The 16,843-nt window shown below is 71.4% G+C and carries 20 protein-coding genes; 16 read left to right on the top strand and 4 right to left on the bottom strand.

Annotated features, from left to right (window positions below):
- Positions 1-148: 148 nt before the first annotated feature.
- Positions 149-1,822 carry a cytochrome c oxidase subunit I gene (gene ctaD, locus HBH26_RS04760; protein ID WP_168133426.1) on the bottom strand — a complete coding sequence of 558 codons (1,674 nt, stop codon included), beginning with the start codon at positions 1,820-1,822 and terminating at the stop codon, positions 149-151.
- Positions 1,823-1,825: 3 nt separating this feature from the next.
- Positions 1,826-3,043 (bottom strand): cytochrome c oxidase subunit II, encoded by a 1,218-nt coding sequence (gene coxB, locus HBH26_RS04755; RefSeq protein ID WP_168133425.1) that lies wholly within the window; start codon positions 3,041-3,043, stop codon positions 1,826-1,828.
- Between the two features lie 233 nt (positions 3,044-3,276).
- Here coxB and pyrE point away from each other — a divergent pair, with 233 nt between their 5' ends.
- Genes pyrE through HBH26_RS04715 form a run of 8 tightly spaced genes read left to right on the top strand, consistent with a single transcriptional unit; the run spans position 3,277 to position 9,806 of the window.
- Positions 3,277-3,861, top strand: a complete 585-nt coding sequence (gene pyrE, locus HBH26_RS04750) for an orotate phosphoribosyltransferase (RefSeq protein WP_168133424.1) — start codon at positions 3,277-3,279, stop codon at positions 3,859-3,861.
- Positions 3,858-4,586: a pyridoxine 5'-phosphate synthase gene (locus HBH26_RS04745; protein ID WP_168133423.1), complete on the top strand. Its 729-nt coding sequence runs from the start codon at positions 3,858-3,860 to the stop codon at positions 4,584-4,586. The genes pyrE and HBH26_RS04745 overlap by 4 nt, the downstream gene beginning before the upstream one ends.
- A complete protein-coding gene (gene acpS, locus HBH26_RS04740; RefSeq protein ID WP_168133422.1) occupies positions 4,583-5,005 on the top strand; it encodes a holo-ACP synthase in 423 nt (140 codons plus the stop codon). The genes HBH26_RS04745 and acpS overlap by 4 nt, the downstream gene beginning before the upstream one ends.
- Positions 5,005-5,934, top strand: coding sequence for a signal peptidase I (lepB, locus tag HBH26_RS04735; protein WP_168133421.1), 930 nt, complete (start codon positions 5,005-5,007; stop codon positions 5,932-5,934). Before acpS ends, lepB begins: the two co-directional genes overlap by 1 nt.
- Positions 5,931-7,031 carry an AI-2E family transporter gene (locus HBH26_RS04730; RefSeq protein WP_168133420.1) on the top strand — a complete coding sequence of 367 codons (1,101 nt, stop codon included), beginning with the start codon at positions 5,931-5,933 and terminating at the stop codon, positions 7,029-7,031. The genes lepB and HBH26_RS04730 overlap by 4 nt, the downstream gene beginning before the upstream one ends.
- Before the next feature lie 39 nt (positions 7,032-7,070).
- Positions 7,071-8,078: a hypothetical protein gene (locus HBH26_RS04725; RefSeq protein WP_338057240.1), complete on the top strand. Its 1,008-nt coding sequence runs from the start codon at positions 7,071-7,073 to the stop codon at positions 8,076-8,078.
- Positions 8,060-8,593: a DUF2141 domain-containing protein gene (locus HBH26_RS04720; RefSeq protein ID WP_168133419.1), complete on the top strand. Its 534-nt coding sequence runs from the start codon at positions 8,060-8,062 to the stop codon at positions 8,591-8,593. The genes HBH26_RS04725 and HBH26_RS04720 overlap by 19 nt, the downstream gene beginning before the upstream one ends.
- A gap of 22 nt (positions 8,594-8,615) precedes the next feature.
- Positions 8,616-9,806 (top strand): glycosyltransferase, encoded by a 1,191-nt coding sequence (locus tag HBH26_RS04715; protein WP_168133418.1) that lies wholly within the window; start codon positions 8,616-8,618, stop codon positions 9,804-9,806.
- A 96-nt stretch (positions 9,807-9,902) separates the two neighbouring features.
- On the opposite strand, the gene HBH26_RS04710 is transcribed toward HBH26_RS04715, so the two are convergent.
- Positions 9,903-10,625, bottom strand: coding sequence for a dienelactone hydrolase family protein (locus tag HBH26_RS04710; protein WP_168133417.1), 723 nt, complete (start codon positions 10,623-10,625; stop codon positions 9,903-9,905).
- Positions 10,626-10,693: 68 nt separating this feature from the next.
- Between HBH26_RS04710 and HBH26_RS04705 the strand changes: the two genes are divergently transcribed.
- The 8 genes from HBH26_RS04705 (at position 10,694) to HBH26_RS04670 (ending at position 15,929) form a co-directional block, all read left to right on the top strand.
- On the top strand, positions 10,694-11,152 hold the full coding sequence (locus HBH26_RS04705; protein ID WP_209308315.1) for a GNAT family N-acetyltransferase: 459 nt from the start codon (positions 10,694-10,696) through the stop codon (positions 11,150-11,152).
- Positions 11,153-11,161: 9 nt separating this feature from the next.
- Positions 11,162-11,848: a 2,3-diphosphoglycerate-dependent phosphoglycerate mutase gene (gene gpmA / locus HBH26_RS04700; RefSeq protein WP_168133416.1), complete on the top strand. Its 687-nt coding sequence runs from the start codon at positions 11,162-11,164 to the stop codon at positions 11,846-11,848.
- On the top strand, positions 11,845-12,213 hold the full coding sequence (locus HBH26_RS04695; protein WP_168133415.1) for a hypothetical protein: 369 nt from the start codon (positions 11,845-11,847) through the stop codon (positions 12,211-12,213). The genes gpmA and HBH26_RS04695 overlap by 4 nt, the downstream gene beginning before the upstream one ends.
- A 257-nt stretch (positions 12,214-12,470) precedes the next feature.
- The gene (locus HBH26_RS04690) at positions 12,471-12,986 is read left to right on the top strand and encodes a DUF2975 domain-containing protein (protein WP_168133414.1); all 516 of its coding nucleotides are present in this window, start codon (positions 12,471-12,473) and stop codon (positions 12,984-12,986) included.
- Positions 12,986-13,198: a helix-turn-helix domain-containing protein gene (locus HBH26_RS04685; protein ID WP_168133413.1), complete on the top strand. Its 213-nt coding sequence runs from the start codon at positions 12,986-12,988 to the stop codon at positions 13,196-13,198. The genes HBH26_RS04690 and HBH26_RS04685 overlap by 1 nt, the downstream gene beginning before the upstream one ends.
- Positions 13,195-13,959: a hypothetical protein gene (locus HBH26_RS04680; RefSeq protein ID WP_168133412.1), complete on the top strand. Its 765-nt coding sequence runs from the start codon at positions 13,195-13,197 to the stop codon at positions 13,957-13,959. The genes HBH26_RS04685 and HBH26_RS04680 overlap by 4 nt, the downstream gene beginning before the upstream one ends.
- A gap of 31 nt (positions 13,960-13,990) precedes the next feature.
- Positions 13,991-14,992, top strand: a complete 1,002-nt coding sequence (locus tag HBH26_RS04675; RefSeq protein ID WP_168133411.1) for a threonine aldolase family protein — start codon at positions 13,991-13,993, stop codon at positions 14,990-14,992.
- Between the two features lie 13 nt (positions 14,993-15,005).
- Positions 15,006-15,929, top strand: coding sequence for a DMT family transporter (locus tag HBH26_RS04670; protein WP_168133410.1), 924 nt, complete (start codon positions 15,006-15,008; stop codon positions 15,927-15,929).
- Positions 15,930-16,086: 157 nt separating this feature from the next.
- On the opposite strand, the gene HBH26_RS04665 is transcribed toward HBH26_RS04670, so the two are convergent.
- Positions 16,087-16,842 (bottom strand): Rossmann-fold NAD(P)-binding domain-containing protein, encoded by a 756-nt coding sequence (locus HBH26_RS04665; protein ID WP_168133409.1) that lies wholly within the window; start codon positions 16,840-16,842, stop codon positions 16,087-16,089.
- Position 16,843 lies beyond the last annotated feature (1 nt).

The raw sequence follows: 16,843 nt of genomic DNA, 5'->3' as shown, positions 1-16,843 counted from the left end.
GCCCCGCCCCGGAGGGCGGAGGGAGAATGCGAGCCGTCACGGCAAAGCCGTGACGACGGACGCGGGCGCTGCCCGCGCCGGCCGGACCGATGCGCTTTCTGCCGCAGGCAGAAAGAAGGCGGGGAAGCTCTCGCTTCCCCGCCTCGCATCAGTCGATCTTGGGCAGTGTCTCGAACTGGTGGAACGGCGGCGGGCTGGACAGCGTCCACTCCAGCGTGGTCGCGCCCTCGCCCCAGGGGTTGTCGGGCGCCTTCCTGCCCGCCAGCAGCGAGTAGACCACGTTGACGAAGAAGATCGCCATGCCCGCGGCCATCACCATGTAGCCGATCGTCGCGACGTTGTTCCAGTGCGCGAAGGCGTCCGGATAGTCGGGATAGCGGCGCGGCATGCCCTGCAGACCCAGGAAATGCATCGGGAAGAAGAGGATGTTCACGCCGATGAAGAACGTCCAGAAGTGCAGCTGGCCCAGCAACTCGCTCATCATCCGGCCCGACATCTTCGGGAACCAATAGGTAAAGCCGGCGAAGAGCGAGAACACCGCGCCCAGGCTGAGCACGTAGTGGAAGTGCGCCACCACGTAATAAGTGTCCTGCATGTAGTCGTCGACACCGCCGTTGGCGAGCACGACGCCCGTCACGCCGCCCACGGTAAACATGAAGATGAAGCCGATCGCCCACACCATCGGCGTGGGGAAGCGGAGCGAGCCGCCCCACATCGTCGCGATCCAGCTGAAGATCTTGATGCCGGTGGGCACCGCGATCACCATGGTCGCGGCGGTGAAGTACATCTTCACGTTCACGCTCATGCCGGTCGTGAACATGTGGTGCGCCCACACCACGAAGCCGACCACGCCGATCGCGACCATGGCATAGGCCATGCCGAGGTAGCCGAACACGGGCTTGCGGCTGAAGGTCGCCACGATGTGGCTGACGATGCCGAAGCCGGGCAGGATCATGATGTAGACTTCGGGATGGCCGAAGAACCAGAACAGATGCTGGTACAGCACCGGATCGCCGCCGCCGGCGGGATCGTAGAAGGTGGTGCCGAAATTGCGGTCGGTCAGCAGCATCGTGATGGCGGCGGCCAGCACCGGCAGCGCGAGCAGCAGCAGGAAGGCGGTGACCAGCACCGACCACACGAACAGCGGCATCTTGTGCAGCGTCATGCCCGGCGCACGCATGTTGAAGATGGTTGTGATGAAGTTGATCGCGCCCAGGATCGACGAGGCACCCGCCAGGTGGAGCGAGAGGATCGCCATGTCCACGCTCGGCCCCGGCTCGCCGTAGGTCGAGAGCGGTGCGTACACCGTCCAGCCGGTGCCGGCCCCGCCGAAGAACGGCGAGGCGAGCAGCAGCGCGAAGGCGGGCACCAGCAGCCAGAAGCTGATGTTGTTCATCCGCGGGAACGCCATGTCGGGCGCGCCGATCATGATCGGCACGAACCAATTGCCGAAGCCGCCGATCATCGCGGGCATCACCATGAAGAAGACCATGATGAGGCCGTGCGCGGTGACGAGGACGTTCCACAGGTGCAGCGCCTGGTCGAACGTCTGGTCCGCGCCGCCGTGCAGCATCGCGACCCAGCCGGGCAGATACTGGATGCCCGGATGCATCAGCTCGGCGCGCATCAGGCCCGAGATCGCGCCGCCGATGATCCCCGCGACAATCGCGAAGATCAGGTACAGCGTGCCGATGTCCTTATGGTTCGTCGACATGAACCAGCGTGCGAAAAAGCCGGGATGATGGTCGGCGTGCGCGTCGTGGTGATCGGCGTGGTGCGCCTCGAAGGCGTGTCCTTGCGGATGGAGCGCGGTGTCGGTCATGGCTTAGCGTCCGGTGTCGCCGAGGCCGCCGGGATTCCCGGTGGCGCCCTGCGGGGAGGTGGGAGAGACGGCGGTGACGTTCTGCGTCGGCCCCGTCAGATTGTCGACGATGGCGGCCTCCGCCGCGGCGCCCGCCGCGTTGTCGCTGCCCGGCTGCGGGATGGCGGCGTCGCTGGCCTTGCCGGGCGTCGGCATCGTGCCGCCCTTGGCGCGGACCCAGGCGGCGAACTGCGCGGGCGTCACCGCCTCCACCGCGATCGGCATGTAGGCGTGGCGCGCGCCGCACAGCTCGGAGCACTGACCGAAGTAGACGCCGGGCTTGTCGATGGTAAAGCTGGTCTCGTTCAACCGGCCGGGAATGGCGTCCAGCTTGATCCAGAACGCGGGCACCGCCCAGCTGTGGATCACGTCGTTCGCGGTGGTGATGAGCCGGATCGGCACGCCCACCGGCAGGACGATGCGGTTGTCCGTCGCCATCAGGCGCGGACCGTCGGCATCGGTGCGGAACCGCTCGCCGGCGGGAACCTCACCCTTTTCCTTCAGCATGTTGGCGGTGATCTCGATCCCGCCGTGATCCGGATATTGGTAGCTCCAATACCATTGGTTGCCGATCGCCTTCAGCGTGACGGCACCCGATGGCGCCGGCTTGAACTGCGCCGACAGCAGCCCGATCGAGGGCACGGCGATGGCGACGAGGATCAGCACGGGAACAAGCGTCCACACCACCTCGATGAAGGTGTTGTGGCTGGTCTTGCTGGGCGTGGGGTTGGCCGCCGCGCGGAAACGGATGACCACGTAGACCAGCAGCCCCAGCACGAAGAGCGAGATGATCGTGATGAGCGGGAAGAGGATGCGATCGTGAAACCAGTGCGCGCGCAGGCCGTTCTTCGTCACCTGCGGCTGGATGCCCATCAGCCCGTCGGTGGGCTGGCCCAGGCGCGGGGTGGCGGCGAGCGCGGGTGCGCCGTCGGCGCGCAGCTCCGGCGCCTGGTCGGGCGCGACCGGGCGCTGTGCGGCGTCGGACAGGTTCGTCGCCTCCACCGCGGCGTTCGCCGCCGGGGCAGCCGGATCGGCGGCATTGGCCGGCTGCAGCGCGGCGGGCACGCCGGGCCGCGAGGCCTGGGCCGGCTGGGCGGCGAGCGCGGCGCTGCCCGTACCGGCGACGCCGGCGAGCGCGAGGCCCGCCGCCAGCACCCAAGTCTTGATCCCCGTCTTCAGCATCTGTTTTCGTCACCCCTGGCACGCATCGGCGCGCGCGTCCGCCCGCCGGGCCGCCGCGGTTCCCGCGGCCCATGGACCCGGCCTATACGCATCGCACCCCCCCTCCTCAAGGCCCCCACGGCGCACGGACGCGCACAAATCCAGCGGCGTGGAGCGCGCCGCCGCGGCGCCATCCCCGTTGCGCCGATTCGCGCCGCTGCTAGGTAGCGGTGACGAAGGAGGAGGCATCGCCCGTGACCGACGAGGAGGTTTTGGCCGAGTTCCGCGCCGCGGACGCGCTGCTGGAGGGACATTTCATCCTGTCTTCCGGCCTGCGCTCCCCGCGCTACCTGCAATGCGCGCGCGTGCTGATGGACCCGCGCCGGGGGGCGCGGCTGGCCGAGGCGCTGGCGGCGCGCATCCCCGCGCAGCTGCGCCAGCGGATCAGCGCGGTGGTCTCGCCCGCGATGGGCGGCGTGATCGCGGGGCACGAGGTGGCGCGCGCGCTGGGCGTGCCGGCGATGTTCGTCGAACGGCCGACCGGCACGTTCGAGCTGCGCCGCGGCTTCCGGCTGGACGAGGGGCAGGAGGTGCTGATGATGGAGGACGTCGTCACCACCGGGCTGTCGTCGCGCGAGGCGATCGCGGCGATCGAGGCCGCGGGCGGGCGCGTGATCGCCGGCGCCGCGCTGGTCGACCGGTCGAGCGGCAAGGCAGACCTGGGCGTCCCCTTCTTCCCGCTGATCCGGCTGGACGTGCCGAGCTACGCCGCGGACGCGCTGCCGCCCGAGCTGGCGGCGATCCCCGCGGTGAAGCCGGGGAGCCGCGCGGCGGCGTGACCCACCCGCTTCGCCTGGGCGTCAACATCGACCATGTGGCGACCGTGCGCAACGCGCGCGGCGGGGACACGCCCGATCCGGTCCGCGCCGCCGAACTGGCGGTCCGCGGCGGGGCCGACGGCATCACCGCGCACCTGCGCGAGGACCGGCGCCACATCACCGACGCGGACATCGCGCGCCTCTCGGCCGCGCTGGCAGTGCCGCTGAACCTGGAGATGGCGGCGACCGAGGAGATGCTGGGCATCGCGCTGCGCCACCGTCCGCACGCCGCCTGCATCGTGCCGGAGAAGCGCGAGGAGCGCACCACCGAGGGCGGGCTGGACGCGGCGGGGCAGCACAACGTGCTGGCGCCGATGGTGCGCGAGCTGGCGGGCGCGAACATCCGCGTGTCGCTGTTCATCGAACCCTCCGCCGAGCAGGTCGCGGCCGCGGTGGCGCTGCGCGCGCCGGTGGTCGAACTGCACACCGGCCGCTACGCCGAGCTGGAAGGCGACGCGCAGGTCGAGGAGCTGCGCCGCCTCACCGACGCCGCGGCACTGGCGGCGAAGAACGGGATCGAGGTGCACATGGGCCACGGCCTCACCTTCGACAACGTGGCGCCCGTCGCCGCCATTCCGCAGGTGCGCGAGCTGAACATCGGGCATTTCCTGGTCGGCGAGGCGATCTTCGTCGGGCTGGAGGAGAGCGTGCGGCGGATGAAGGGGTTGATGGAGAGCGCGCGATGATCCTCGGCCTGGGATCCGACCTGTGCAACATCGAGCGGATCCAGGCCTCGCTCGACCGCTTCGGCGAGCGGTTCGAGAAGCGCGTCTTCACCGAGACCGAGCGGGCCAAGGCGGCGCGGCGGCCCTTCACCAAGGCGGGCACGCTGGCCAAGCGGTTCGCCGCGAAGGAGGCGTTCAGCAAGGCGGTGGGCACCGGCTTCAAGGCGGGCGTCTTCATGAAGGACATCGGCGTCGTCAACGCCGCGTCGGGCGCGCCGACGCTGGCGCTGGCGGGCGGCGCGAAGGCGAGGCTCGACGCCATGGTGCCGAGCGGCTACGCGCCGCGTATCCACCTCACCTTGACCGACGATCATCCCTGGGCGCAGGCGTTCGTGGTGATCGAGGCGCTTCCCCTATCCATTCTCCGGACGGACCCGTGATGGCCGACGACCTCACCCTTCCCCGCGACGAAGCCCCGGCCGCGACGGGGAAGCCCGCGTTCGACTGGTGGGCGGAGGCGAAGGGGCTGTTCTTCCTGCTGCTCGCCGTGCTCGGCTTCCACAGCTTCATCGCCAAGCCGTTCTACATTCCGAGCGAGTCGATGCTGCCCGGGCTGATGGTCGGCGACCGGCTGGTGGTCAGCAAGTTCGCCTACGGCTGGTCGTTCGTGTCGCCCACCATCCCCAACCCGGTCGCGATCGTGGAGGACGTCGTCTTCCGCCGCCCGGCCGACAGCTGGGCGGTGCAGCTGCCGTTCCGCAAGGGAAGGATCTGGGGATCGGTGCCCGAGCGGGGCGACGTGGTGATCGTGACGCCGCCCGGGCAGAACAGCGACTATATCAAGCGCGTGATCGGGCTGCCCGGCGACACCATCGCGGTGCGGGGCGGCGTCGTCCTCCTGAACGGCAAGGCGGTGGAGCGCGCGCCGGTGACCTACCGCGAGCTGCCGGTGGACGACAACGCGACCTGCGACCCCGCGCAATATCCCGGCGCGCGGATCACCAAGGGCGACGGCACGCTCGCCTGCCGCCTGCCGATCGTGACGGAGACGCTGCCGAACGGCCGCCGCTACGACACGGTCGACCTGGAGCCCGACAGCCCCGGCGACGATTACGGGCCCGTCCGCATCCCGGCCGACCACGTCTTCCTGATGGGCGACAATCGCGACCGTTCCGCCGACAGCCGCTTCCGGCTGGGCGGATTCGAGCGGGGCCTGGGCGGTCCGGTACCGGTGGAGAACATCGGCGGCCGGGCGGAGTTCATCACCTTCTCCGTCGACGGCAGCGCGACTCTGAACCCGCTGACCTGGTGGCGCTCGCTGCGCGGCGGTCGGGCCGGGACCTCGCTGCATCCGCAGGAGAGCCGATGACCGACACGATCGAGCAGCTGGACGGCGAGCGCGTCCACGTCGTCGCCGGCGCCAGCCCGCACGAGGTGCGCGACCCGGCGATCCGGCGCGAGATCAAGCGCGCGTCGGTGTGGATCGGCCTGGTCTGCCTGGTCGCGCTGGTCGTCCTGCTGATCCAGCCGCTGCTCATCATCTTCGCCGGGCTGGTCTTCGCCGCGCTGCTCGACGGCGGAGTGCGGCTGCTGGGCCGCGTCCTGCCGGTCGGCCGCGGGTGGCGGCTCGCCATCGTCTGCCTGCTGACGGTCGCGTTCCTGGCCGGCACCTTCTACCTCGCCGGCGTGCAGATCGCCGACCAGGTGACGCAGCTGCGCTCCACCGTGGAGACGCAGGCGGTGCGCGTCACCTCCTGGCTGAGCGCGCAGGGGCTGATGCCGGGGGCGTCGGACATGTCGGGGCTGGCGCGGCAGGCGCTGTCCTCGGTCGGGCGCGTCACGTCGTGGGTGGGTACCGCCTTCGGCGCGCTGACGACCATGTTCATGATCGTCGTCATCGGCCTGTTCGTCGCGATGGACCCGCGCGTCTACGACCGCGGCCTGCAGTGGATGGTCCCGCGCGAGAACCGCGTCGAGTTCGCCGTCACCGTGCAGCGCATGGGCCGCACGCTGCGCCGGCTGCTCGCCGGGCGGCTGCTGGGCATGGCGGCGGAAGGCGTGCTGACGTGGATCGCGCTGATGCTGGGCGGGGTGCCGATGGCGCTGATCCTGGGCATCCTGACCGGCCTGCTCGCCTTCATCCCGAACATCGGCGCGTTCATCTCCGGCGCGCTGATGGTCGCCGTCGGCTTCTCCGCCGGGATGGACACCGGTTACTGGGCGATCGCGACGTACATCGTCGTACAGGGATTCGACGGCTACGTCCTGATCCCCATGGTCGCCAAGCGCACCGTCGACCTTCCGCCCGCGCTGACGCTGGGTGCGCAGATCCTGGCGAGCGCGCTGTTCGGCATCATGGGGCTGGCGCTGGCCGATCCGATGACCGCGATCGTGAAGACGGCGATGGAGCGGCGCTCGGAAAACGTGGAGGACGGCGACGAAGGCCCAGGTGACGCCGCCGCCTGAACCCCGGCGCGGCGGGGCGCGACGGCGGCGGGCGGGGACGTGGCAGCCGGGGATGTGGCGGACGCGTCGTGGCGTCGCTACATCGCGCCCCCGCCCGTCATGACCGCCCCCCCCGCCCCATCCGATACGCCTCCCGCCCCGGCGGTCTCGCTCGCCGGGCTGGAGCCGCTCGGCACGCTGCGGCGCCGCTGGGCGGTGATGATCGGCGCGCTGCTGTCCGTCGCGATGGTGGCGGGGCTGGTGCACGAGCTGTTCGACCACGGCCTCGCCGGCCTGTCGCGCGCGGTGCCGCACAGCCCGTGGTTCTACGTCTTCTTCCTCGCCAGCTATTTCGCGCTGCCGATCAGCGACTTCGTGATCTTCCGCCGGCTGTGGCGCGTGCCCGCCGCCGCCTTCTCCGCGCTGAACACGAAGCGGATCGCGAACGATGTGCTGATCGGCTATTCCGGCGACGCCTATTTCTACGCCTGGGCGCGCGCGCGGCTGAAGATGGTGGCGGCGCCGTTCGGCGCGGTGAAGGATGTCAGCATCGTGTCCGGCATCGCGGGCAACCTGATGACGATCCTGCTGGCGGCGGTCGCGCTGCCGCTGGGCTGGAACCTGATCGAGCCGGACCTGCGATCGACCATCCTGTGGTCGCTGTCGATCCCGCTCGGCGTCTCCGCCGCGGTGCTCGCCTTCTCCCGCCGCGTCTTCTCGCTGCCGCGACGCGACCTGTGGTTCATCTTCGTCGTCGACTGCCTGCGCCTGCTGATCGTCGGCGTCACGCTGGCGCTCGCCTGGGCGGCGGCGATGCCCAGCGTGGCGGCGGGGATGTGGCTGTTCCTCGTCGCCGGGCGGCAGCTGGTCTCGCGCCTGCCGCTCTTGCCCAACAAAGACCTGCTTTTCGCCAACTTCGCGATCCTGGTCATCGGGCAGGACCGCACCCTGTCGGATCTCGTCGCGTTCACCGCCGCGTCAACCCTGTTGATGCATGTGGCGATCATCACGATCTTCGGCATGGTGCAGGGTGTGGAAAGGATGACGGCATGGCGGCGCGCGCGATGATGGTCGCGGGACTGGCAGGGGCGCTGGCGGCGCTGCTGGCGCAGCCGGCGGCGGCGCGCGCGCAGGTGCTGGGGGCGGACGCGGCGGCCTGCACCGGCGGCCAGGGCCCGGCGATCCAGGCGACGATCACCGGACTGAAGGACCGCAAGGGCACGCTGAAGCTGGAGCTGTATCCGGCAAACGAGGCCGATTTCCTGGCCGGCGACAAGGCGCTGTTGGCCGCGGGCAAGACGTTCCGCCGCATCACCGTGGCGCCCCCCGCCGGGGGCAATGCGGTGATCTGCCTGCGGGTGCCGCGAGCCGGACGCTACGCCCTGTTCTTCGGCCACGACCGCGACGGGAAGAACAAGTTCAACTTCTGGTCCGACGGCGCGGGCTTTCCCAGCAACGCGAAGCTGGGCCGGTCGCGGCCCAAGCTGGCGGAGGCGCTGATCGACGTCGGCCCCGGCATCACCCCCGCCACGATCCGCGCGCAATATCTGCGCGGACTGGGCGGCTTCGGCCCGCTCGGCTGACCGGCAAGGGAGCAGCGACGCGATGCGCATCGTCGACGTCAACGAATTCTACTCGCCGACCGGCGGGGGCGTTCGCACCTATATCGATCGCAAGCTGGCCGTGATGGCGGCGCTGGGGCACCAGCAGATCGTGATCGCGGCAGGACGCGAGGACCGGGTGGAGGAGCGGCCGGGCGGCGGGCGCATCATCTACGTGAAGTCGCCGGTGCTGCCGTTCGATTCGAACTACGGCCTGTTCAAGGACGCGGGCCCGATCCACGCCTGGCTGGACGAACTGCGGCCCGACGTGGTCGAGAACGTGTCGCCGTGGCGCTCCGCCTCGATCGTCGCCGACTGGCCGGGACCGGCGATCAAGAGCTGGTTCATGCACAACGACAACATGGAGGCCTATCCCAAGCGCTGGCTGGGCCGGGTGATGAGCGAGGGCGCGATCGAGCGCGCGTTCGGTTGGTACGACCGCTTCATGGCCGGCCGGCTGGCGCCGTTCGACACGGTGGTGACGAACGGCCCGATCCTGACGGAGCGGTTGCAGAAGCGCGGCCTACGCATCGACGCGACGATGACGCTGGGGATCGAGCGGCACCATTTCTCGCCCGGACTGCGCAGCGAGGCGCTGCGCGCGGCGATGCTGGAGCAGTGCGGCCTGCCGGAGGACGCGCACCTGCTGATCGGCATCGGGCGGCACCATCCGGAAAAGCAGTGGCCCGTCGTGATCGACGCGGTGCGGCGCGCGGGCGCGAAGCTGCCGGTGGGTTTGATGCTGCTGGGCCTGGGCACCGACACACGCACGCTGGAGCGGCACATCGCGCAGAGCCCGCACGTGCGGCTGTTCCGCCCGGTGTACGACCGCGCGCAGCTGGCGACGATCATGGCGAGCGCGGACGCGTTCATCCACGGCGGGTGGAGCGAGCCGTTCGGCCTGGTCGCGTCGGAGGCGCTGGCGTCGGGCCTGCCGCTCGTCGTGCCCGACCGCGGCGGCGCGGCGGCGGTGGCGCAGCCCGAATATGCGGAGACGTACAAGGGCGGCGACGCCTATGCCGCGGCCAAGGCGATCGTCCGGCTGCTGTCGCGCGACCGTGCGCTGGTGCGCCGCGCGGCGGGCGTGGCCGCGGGCAAGGTGCGCAGCGACCGCGAGCACGCCGAGGCGCTGGTGGCGCACTACCAGGCGGTGATCGACCGCAAGCGCGCGGGCGGCGCGGCGGCGCGGGCGTAGACTGGCGAAAAAGGAGGTGCCTGCGCGCAGGCGGGAGCGCAGGGTCCGGAACGGCGGCGCTCGTGGCCTTGACTCCCGCGTGCGCGGGAGAAGGGATCAGCCGAACAGTTCGCCCAGGAAGCCGCGCATCGCCTGCCAGCTGCGGCGGTCGGCGCGCTCCTCGTAGCCGATGCCGGGGGTTCCGGTGGCCGTCGCCGACGCGTCGGTGAAGGCGTGGCCGGCATGGCCGTAGGCGTGGACCTGCCAGGCCGCGCCCGCCTCGGTCAGCTCGCGTCCCAGCGCGATCAGCGCGTCGGGCGGGGCGAGCGGATCGTCCCAGCCGTGACAGATGAGGAGCTTCATCCCCGCCGGGGCGGCCGTCGGATAGTCCGGCCGGTCGTAGACGCCGTGGAAGCTGACGCCGCCGAGCGTGTCCAGCCCCGCCCGCGCCATGTCGAGCACGCACTTGCCGCCGAAGCAGAAGCCGATCGCGGCGGTGCGTCCGGCGTCCACCTCCGCCTGTTCCTTCAGCACGGCGAGACTGCGCGCCAGCCGGTCGCGCAGCAGCGCGCGGTCGGCGTTCATCTCGTCCATGTAGCGCGAATAGCCCTCGCCGCGCTGCGCCCGGCGCCCCTGGCCGAACACGTCGCCGGCGAAGGCGGCATAGCCGAGCCTGGCGAGATCCTCCGCCTTGGCGTTGTCGGCTTCCTTCTGCCCCAGAACGTTGGGCAGCACCAGCACGCCGGGGCGCGGTCCCGCGACCGCGGCATCCCACGCGAACACGCCCTCGAACGGGCCGCCCGGGCCGTCGTGCACGATCGTCCGCCGCTCGATGGTCATGCCGCGCTCTCCCGTTGTGCCGACGCCGTCATGCGGTAGGTTGCGCTGCCCGGCAAGGAGAGGCGACGATGATCGAGGTGCGCGAGGACGATCCGGCGAACACCGCGCTGGCGGGGCTGCTGGCCGAGCACGTCGCCGAGCAGCACGGCAACGTGCCCCCCGGCTTCGCCTTCGCGCTGGACGCCCGCGGGCTGAGCGATCCCGCCGTCACCTTCTATGCCGCCTGGGACGGCGCGCGCGTGGCGGGGATCGGCGCGCTGAAGGAACTGGACGCCGACAGCGGCGAGGTGAAGTCGATGCGCGCCGACGCCGCCTATCGCGGGCAAGGCGTGGGGCATGCCATACTGTCCGCCATCGTCGCGGCGGCGCGGGCGCGCGGGTATCGCCGCCTCTACCTCGAGACCGGGACGACGCCGGCCTACGACGCGGCGCTGGCGCTGTACCGGCGCGCCGGGTTCGTTGCCTGCGACGCCTTCGCCGACTATCGCCCGAGCCCGCACAACCAGTTCCTCGCGCTCGCGCTCTAAGGAGGCCTCATGCCCACGCTCGTCCTGATCCGCCACGGCCAGTCGGCCTGGAACCTGGAGAACCGCTTCACCGGCTGGTGGGACGTCGACGTGACGGAGAAGGGCGCGGCCGAGGCGAAGGCGGCGGGCGAGCTGATGGCGGCGAAGGGGCTGGACTTCGACCTGACCTTCACCAGCCTGCAGACCCGCGCGATCAAGACGCTGAACCTGGCGCTGGAGGCGATGGGGCGATTGTGGCTGCCGACGGAGAAGCACTGGCGCCTGAACGAGCGGCATTACGGCGGGCTGACCGGCCTCGACAAGGCGGAGACCGCGGCCAAGCACGGCGACGAGCAGGTCCACGTGTGGCGCCGCAGCTTCGACATCCCGCCCCCGGCGATGGAGGCGGGCAGCGACTTCGACCTGTCGAACGACCGGCGCTACGCCGGCATCCCGGTGCCGCGGACGGAGAGCCTGAAGGACACGATCGCGCGCGTGCTGCCGTACTGGGAGGAGCGGATCGCGCCCGCGCTGAAGGACGGGCAGCGCGTGCTCATCAGCGCGCACGGCAACTCGCTGCGCGCGCTGGTGAAGCATCTGTCGAACATCGCCGACGACGAGATCACCGGGCTGGAGATCCCCACGGGGCAGCCCATCGTCTACGAACTGGACGACACGCTGAATGCCACCGACCGCTATTACCTGAGCGAGCGGTGAGGCGCGCGGCGCTCGCCCCGCTGCTGCTGCTCGCCGCCTGCGACGACGGCGGGGAGACGGCGCGCGACGCGGCCTATGTCAAAGCGGCGCGCGCGGGCATGAACGCGGTGCGCGGCATCCCCGGCGGCATGACCGCGAACTTCACCGAGGTGCGGCTGGTGGGCGACCGGGTCGTGTGCGGCAAGGTGGACGGCAACGACGGCGACGGCCCGCGCGCCTTCCGCGCGGAGGGGACGCAGGTGCAGGTGGAGGACAAGCGCGACCCCGCCACCCTCGCCGCGATCGCGAAGGGCTGCGAGGGCCGGCCGGTGCGCGAGATCGTGAGCCGGAACGCGCAGTTCACCGACCTGGAGGTGGGGAAGTAGCGCGGCGGGTACGGCGTTCCTTCGCGAGAAGCCGTGCCGGAACCGCAAGTCCGTCGTCAGCCCGGCCCCGCGGCGGGGTCCACCGTGCCGCGGATCGATCCGTTGGGGCGGTGCGGCGCGGTGGGTGCCGGGACAAGCCCGGCACGACGAGCATGAAACGTCGGCGACCACCGCAACTCGCCTGCATTGCTTTTCGATAATACTCTTGCCGTTTTTCGATAATCGTGCATGATCGCGGACGAAGGGGTTCGCCGACCATGGATCGTGATCGACTCAGCCGCGCGTTTCTCGCGCTCGTGCGCTTCCTACTCGCGCTGAACGTCGCGTTCGTCGTCGTCGCGCTGGTCGCGTTCGCCGCCACGTTCGCCGTGCACGGGATGCTGGAGGCGCGGCTGGCGGCGAAATATGCTGGGCGCGCGCCCGAGGCGCTCGCGTTCGTCCGCGCGCTGATCCTGCTGTCGCTGCCCACCGCCGCCGCGGTGCACGTGCTGTTCGGCGGGCTGGCCGCGATCCTGCGCAGCGTGCTGGCGGGCGATCCGTTCGTCGCCGACAATGCCGCGCGGCTGCGCTCGATCGGCTGGTCGCTGCTGGCGCTCCAGCTGACCGACCTGATGCTGGGCGCGATCGTCGCGTGGGGAGAGGCGCGCGGGCTGGACACGATCGGGTGGCAGCCGACGCTGATGGGGTGGCTCGCCGTCCTCGTCGCCTTCGTCCTGGCGCGGGTGTTCACCATCGGCACGCGGCTGCGCGAGGATGCGGAGGGGCTGGTCTGATGCCGGTGCGCATCCACCTGGACGACCAGCTGCACCGCCGCCGCATGACGCTGACCGAGCTGTCGGAGGCGGTCGGCATCACGCTCGCCAACCTCTCCATCCTGAAGACCGGCAAGGCCAAGGCGATCCGCTTCTCCACGCTGGAGGCGATCTGCCGCGTGCTGGAGTGCCAGCCGGGCGACATCCTGAGCTACGAAGGGGACGACGCATGACCACCATCGCCGCGATGTACCGCGACGCCGCCGCCTATGTCCGCGCGTGCACGGGGCTGTTCCTGCTGGTCGTCGCGGCGGAACTGGCGCAGCATCTGATCGAGTATCGCGCCGGCTTCTACGACAGCCTGGCCGCGATGAAGGCCGCGGAGGGAGACGTCGCGCGGATGGCGATGGGCCACGTCAAGGTGCTGCTGCTGTTCGCCACCAACTTCTTCGCCCTGCGCTTCTACGCCTTCGGCCGCGATCCCGCCGCGCCGCTGCGGCGCGACCCGCGGGCGTGGGCGCTGTTCGTGCCGGTGATGCTGTGGGGATTGTTCTGGCTGGTGCTGTTGCAGGACGGCGCGTGGGCGGCGCGGGCGATGGGGTGGAGCGGGCGCCCCTTCGCGCTGGCGCTGGTGGTCGTCATGCTGCTGTCCACGGGGTTCGAGATCGCGCTGTCGGCGTGGAAGACGGCGGCGGCGGCGGGCAACGGCGCCATCGGCTTCGTCCGCTCGATCCGGCTGACGCGCGGGCACGTGTGGTGGAGCCTGACCGTTTCCGCCGCGGCGATCCTGCCCGCCATGGTGCTGCACTACGGCTTCGCGTTCCTCTCGCTCGGCCGCGGGCCGCTGGGCACGGCGGCGGTGCTGGTCGCCGACTCGCTGCTGGTGGGCATCATGGGCCCGCTGATGGCGGCGGCGACCTACGCCATCGCGCGGCGGGTCACGCAGGGGGCGGAGGTGCCGCTGGTGCCGGTACCGCTTGCTCCAGCGCATTGACGCCGCGCGCGGGCCGACCCAAGGGGCGGCCATGCGCTTCTTCTCCGACAATGCCGCCCCGGTGCACCCCGCGGTGCTGGACGCGATGGCCACCGCCGACGAGTTGGACACCGCCTATGACGGCGACCGCTGGTCCAGGCGGCTGGACGAGCGTTTCGCCGAATTGTTCGGCACCGAGGTGCGCGTGCTGTGGGTGCCGAGCGGCACCGCGGCCAATTGCCTGGCGCTCGCCGCATTGTGCCCGCCGCACGGCGCGATCGTGTGCCACAAGGACGCGCATATCCAGAACGACGAGTGCGGCGCGCCCGAGTTCTTCACCCACGGCGCGAAGCTGCTGCTGGCCGAGGGCGAGGGCGCGAAGCTGACGCCGGAGACGATCGGCGCGGTCCTCTCCGCCGCGCGCTACGACGTGCACCAGCAGCGCCCGCGCGCGATCTCGATCACCAACGCCACCGAATATGGCCGCGTCTACACAGCGGACGAGGTGGCGGCGATCGGCGCGCTGGCGAAGGAGCGCGGCCTGGGTTTCCACATGGACGGCGCGCGTTTCGCCAACGCCGTGGTGGCGACGGGTGCGGCGCCCGCGGCGCTGACGTGGCAGGCGGGCGTGGACGCGCTGTCGTTCGGCTTCGTGAAGAACGGCGGCATGAACGCGGAGGCGCTGGTGTTCTTCGACACGGCGCTCGCCGACGACACGCTGTATCGCCGCAAGAAGGCGGGGCACCTGCTGTCCAAGGGCCGCTACCTGGCCGCGCAGCTGCTGGCGATGCTGGAGCGCGACATCTGGCTGGACTGCGCGCGCGCCAGCAACGCGGGTGCCGCGCTGCTGGCGGCGGCGGCGGGCCCGCGGCTGATCCACCCGGCGGAGGCGAACGAGGTATTCCTGCGCGTCTCGCCCGACGAGGCCGCGGCGCTGCGCGCGAAGGGCTTCGACTTCTACGACTGGGGTCCGGGCGAGGCGCGGCTGGTGGTGAGCTGGAACCAGCGCGCCGACGCGATCCGCCCGCTGGCGGACGCCATCGCCGCGCTGTGACCGGACCCGGACGATGACCTCCGACCCCGCCGTCGCGCGGCCGCGGGTGTGGCTGCCGTTCCTGGTCGTCGTCCTGATCTGGGGATCGACGTGGATCGTGATCCGCGACCAGCTGGGCTCCGGCGGCGTGACCGTGCCGCCGAGCTGGTCGGTGAGCTACCGCTTCCTCGTCGCCGGGCTGGCGCTGGGCGCGGTCGCGATCGTGCGTCGCGAGCGGGTGGCGTGGACGCGCGACTTCCTGGGCTTTGCGGCTGCGCTGGCGCTGCTGCAATTCGTGCTGAACTTCAACTTCGTCTACCGCGCGGAGGCGCACATCACTTCCGGCCTGGTGGCGGTCGTCTTCGCGCTGCTGGTGGTGCCCAACGCGGTGCTGGCGCGCCTCTTCCTGAAGCAGCGGGTGTCGGCCCGCTTTGTCGCCGGATCGGCGGTGGCGGCGGCGGGCGTCGCGCTATTGTTCGTGCACGAGGCGCGCGCCGATCCCGGCGCGGTGGGCGCGACGCTGACGGGCATCGCGCTGACGGGCTGCGCGATCCTCTCCGCCTCCTGCGCCAACGTGATGCAGGCGACGGCGCGGGCGCGGCGGCACGCGATGGTGCCGACGCTGGCGGTGGCGATGCTGATGGGCAGCGCGATGGACGCGGCCTTCGCGCTCGCCACCGTCGGCCCGCCGGTGATCGATCCGCGGCCGGCGTACCTCGCCGGCTTGCTGTACCTCGGGCTCGTCGGATCGAGCCTCGCCTTCACGCTCTACTTCCGCATCATCCGCGCGATCGGGCCGGCGAAGGCGGCGTACAACGGGGTGATGGTGCCGGTGGTGGCGATGGCGCTGTCGACGCTGTTCGAAGGCTATCGCTGGTCCGCGCTGGCCGCGGCGGGAGCGCTGCTGGCGATGGCCGGGCTGGTGATCGCGCTGAGTGCGCGGCGGCCGGCGGGGTAGCGCCGAGGGCAGGATGTCTCACGCGGGGACGCGGAGAGTTGCGCGCGCCGAACCGTGCCGAGCCGCGCGAGCGGCTCATCATCGGCATGGCGGAGGTTCCTGCCTCGCGGCGCGAGGCGAGTGCGCCATTCTCCGCGCCTCCGCGCCTGCGCGTGAACTATCCCCGCAGCAGCGCGCGCAGGCCCGCGCGGTAATCCGGATAGCGCGGGCGCCAGCCGAGGACGCGCTTCGCCTTGCCGTTGGCGACGCGCCGGTTCTCCGCGTGGAAGGCGCGCGCGGCGGGGCTGAGCGCGTCCAGCGGGACGATCGCGGGCGGCGGCAGGCCCAGCAGCGCGGCGGCATGCGCGACCACCTCGTCCTGCGGCGCGGGCACGTCGTCGGCCAGGTTGTACGCCCCCGCGGGCGCGGCGAAGCCGGCGACGACCCCGGCGGCGATGTCGTCGACGTGAACGCGGCTGAACACCTGTCCCGCGATGCCGGTGCGATGCGCCTCCCCCGCCGCCACGCGGTCGAGCGGCGAGCGGCCGGGGCCGTAGATGCCGGGCAGGCGGAACACCCGCGCGCCCGCCGCCAGCCACGCGGCGTCGGCGGCGTTGCGGTAGGCGCGGCGCCCGCGGTCGGCCGGCGCGCTCTCGTCCACCCAAGCGCCGCCGGTGTCGCCGTAGACGCCGCTGGAGGAGAGATAGCCGAGCCACTTGCCCGCCAGCGCCGCGCCGTAGCGCGCGAGGACGGGGTCGCCCGCTTCGTCGGGCGGCACGCTGGAGAGGACGTGGGTCGCCGCCGCCAGCGCCGCGTCGGCCGCGTCGAAGCGCAGCGTGCCCTCACGCCCGTCGCGCGTGGTGCCGACGACCGGCATCCCGGCGCGTGCCGCGATCGCGCGCGCGGCATAGCCCAGGCCGAAGACGAGCAGCATC

It is taken from the genome of Sphingomonas corticis (assembly GCF_012035195.1).
GTDB classification, from domain to species: Bacteria; Pseudomonadota; Alphaproteobacteria; order Sphingomonadales; family Sphingomonadaceae; genus Sphingomonas; species Sphingomonas corticis.
This window is presented reverse-complemented; position numbering and strand designations above follow the sequence as displayed.

Coding starts and splice junctions, on each gene's coding strand:
- HBH26_RS04710 (WP_168133417.1), bottom strand. CDS start 10,625: ATGACCATCGAGCGGCGGACGATCGTGCACGACGGCCCGGGCGGCCCG.
- HBH26_RS04665 (WP_168133409.1), bottom strand. CDS start 16,842: ATGCTGCTCGTCTTCGGCCTGGGCTATGCCGCGCGCGCGATCGCGGCA.
- HBH26_RS04675 (WP_168133411.1), top strand. CDS start 13,991: ATGCGCTTCTTCTCCGACAATGCCGCCCCGGTGCACCCCGCGGTGCTG.
- HBH26_RS04690 (WP_168133414.1), top strand. CDS start 12,471: ATGGATCGTGATCGACTCAGCCGCGCGTTTCTCGCGCTCGTGCGCTTC.
- HBH26_RS04705 (WP_209308315.1), top strand. CDS start 10,694: ATGATCGAGGTGCGCGAGGACGATCCGGCGAACACCGCGCTGGCGGGG.
- coxB (WP_168133425.1), bottom strand. CDS start 3,043: ATGCTGAAGACGGGGATCAAGACTTGGGTGCTGGCGGCGGGCCTCGCG.
- ctaD (WP_168133426.1), bottom strand. CDS start 1,822: ATGACCGACACCGCGCTCCATCCGCAAGGACACGCCTTCGAGGCGCAC.
- HBH26_RS04720 (WP_168133419.1), top strand. CDS start 8,060: ATGGCGGCGCGCGCGATGATGGTCGCGGGACTGGCAGGGGCGCTGGCG.
- lepB (WP_168133421.1), top strand. CDS start 5,005: ATGGCCGACGACCTCACCCTTCCCCGCGACGAAGCCCCGGCCGCGACG.
- HBH26_RS04685 (WP_168133413.1), top strand. CDS start 12,986: ATGCCGGTGCGCATCCACCTGGACGACCAGCTGCACCGCCGCCGCATG.
- HBH26_RS04715 (WP_168133418.1), top strand. CDS start 8,616: ATGCGCATCGTCGACGTCAACGAATTCTACTCGCCGACCGGCGGGGGC.
- acpS (WP_168133422.1), top strand. CDS start 4,583: ATGATCCTCGGCCTGGGATCCGACCTGTGCAACATCGAGCGGATCCAG.
- HBH26_RS04670 (WP_168133410.1), top strand. CDS start 15,006: ATGACCTCCGACCCCGCCGTCGCGCGGCCGCGGGTGTGGCTGCCGTTC.
- gpmA (WP_168133416.1), top strand. CDS start 11,162: ATGCCCACGCTCGTCCTGATCCGCCACGGCCAGTCGGCCTGGAACCTG.
- HBH26_RS04680 (WP_168133412.1), top strand. CDS start 13,195: ATGACCACCATCGCCGCGATGTACCGCGACGCCGCCGCCTATGTCCGC.
- HBH26_RS04730 (WP_168133420.1), top strand. CDS start 5,931: ATGACCGACACGATCGAGCAGCTGGACGGCGAGCGCGTCCACGTCGTC.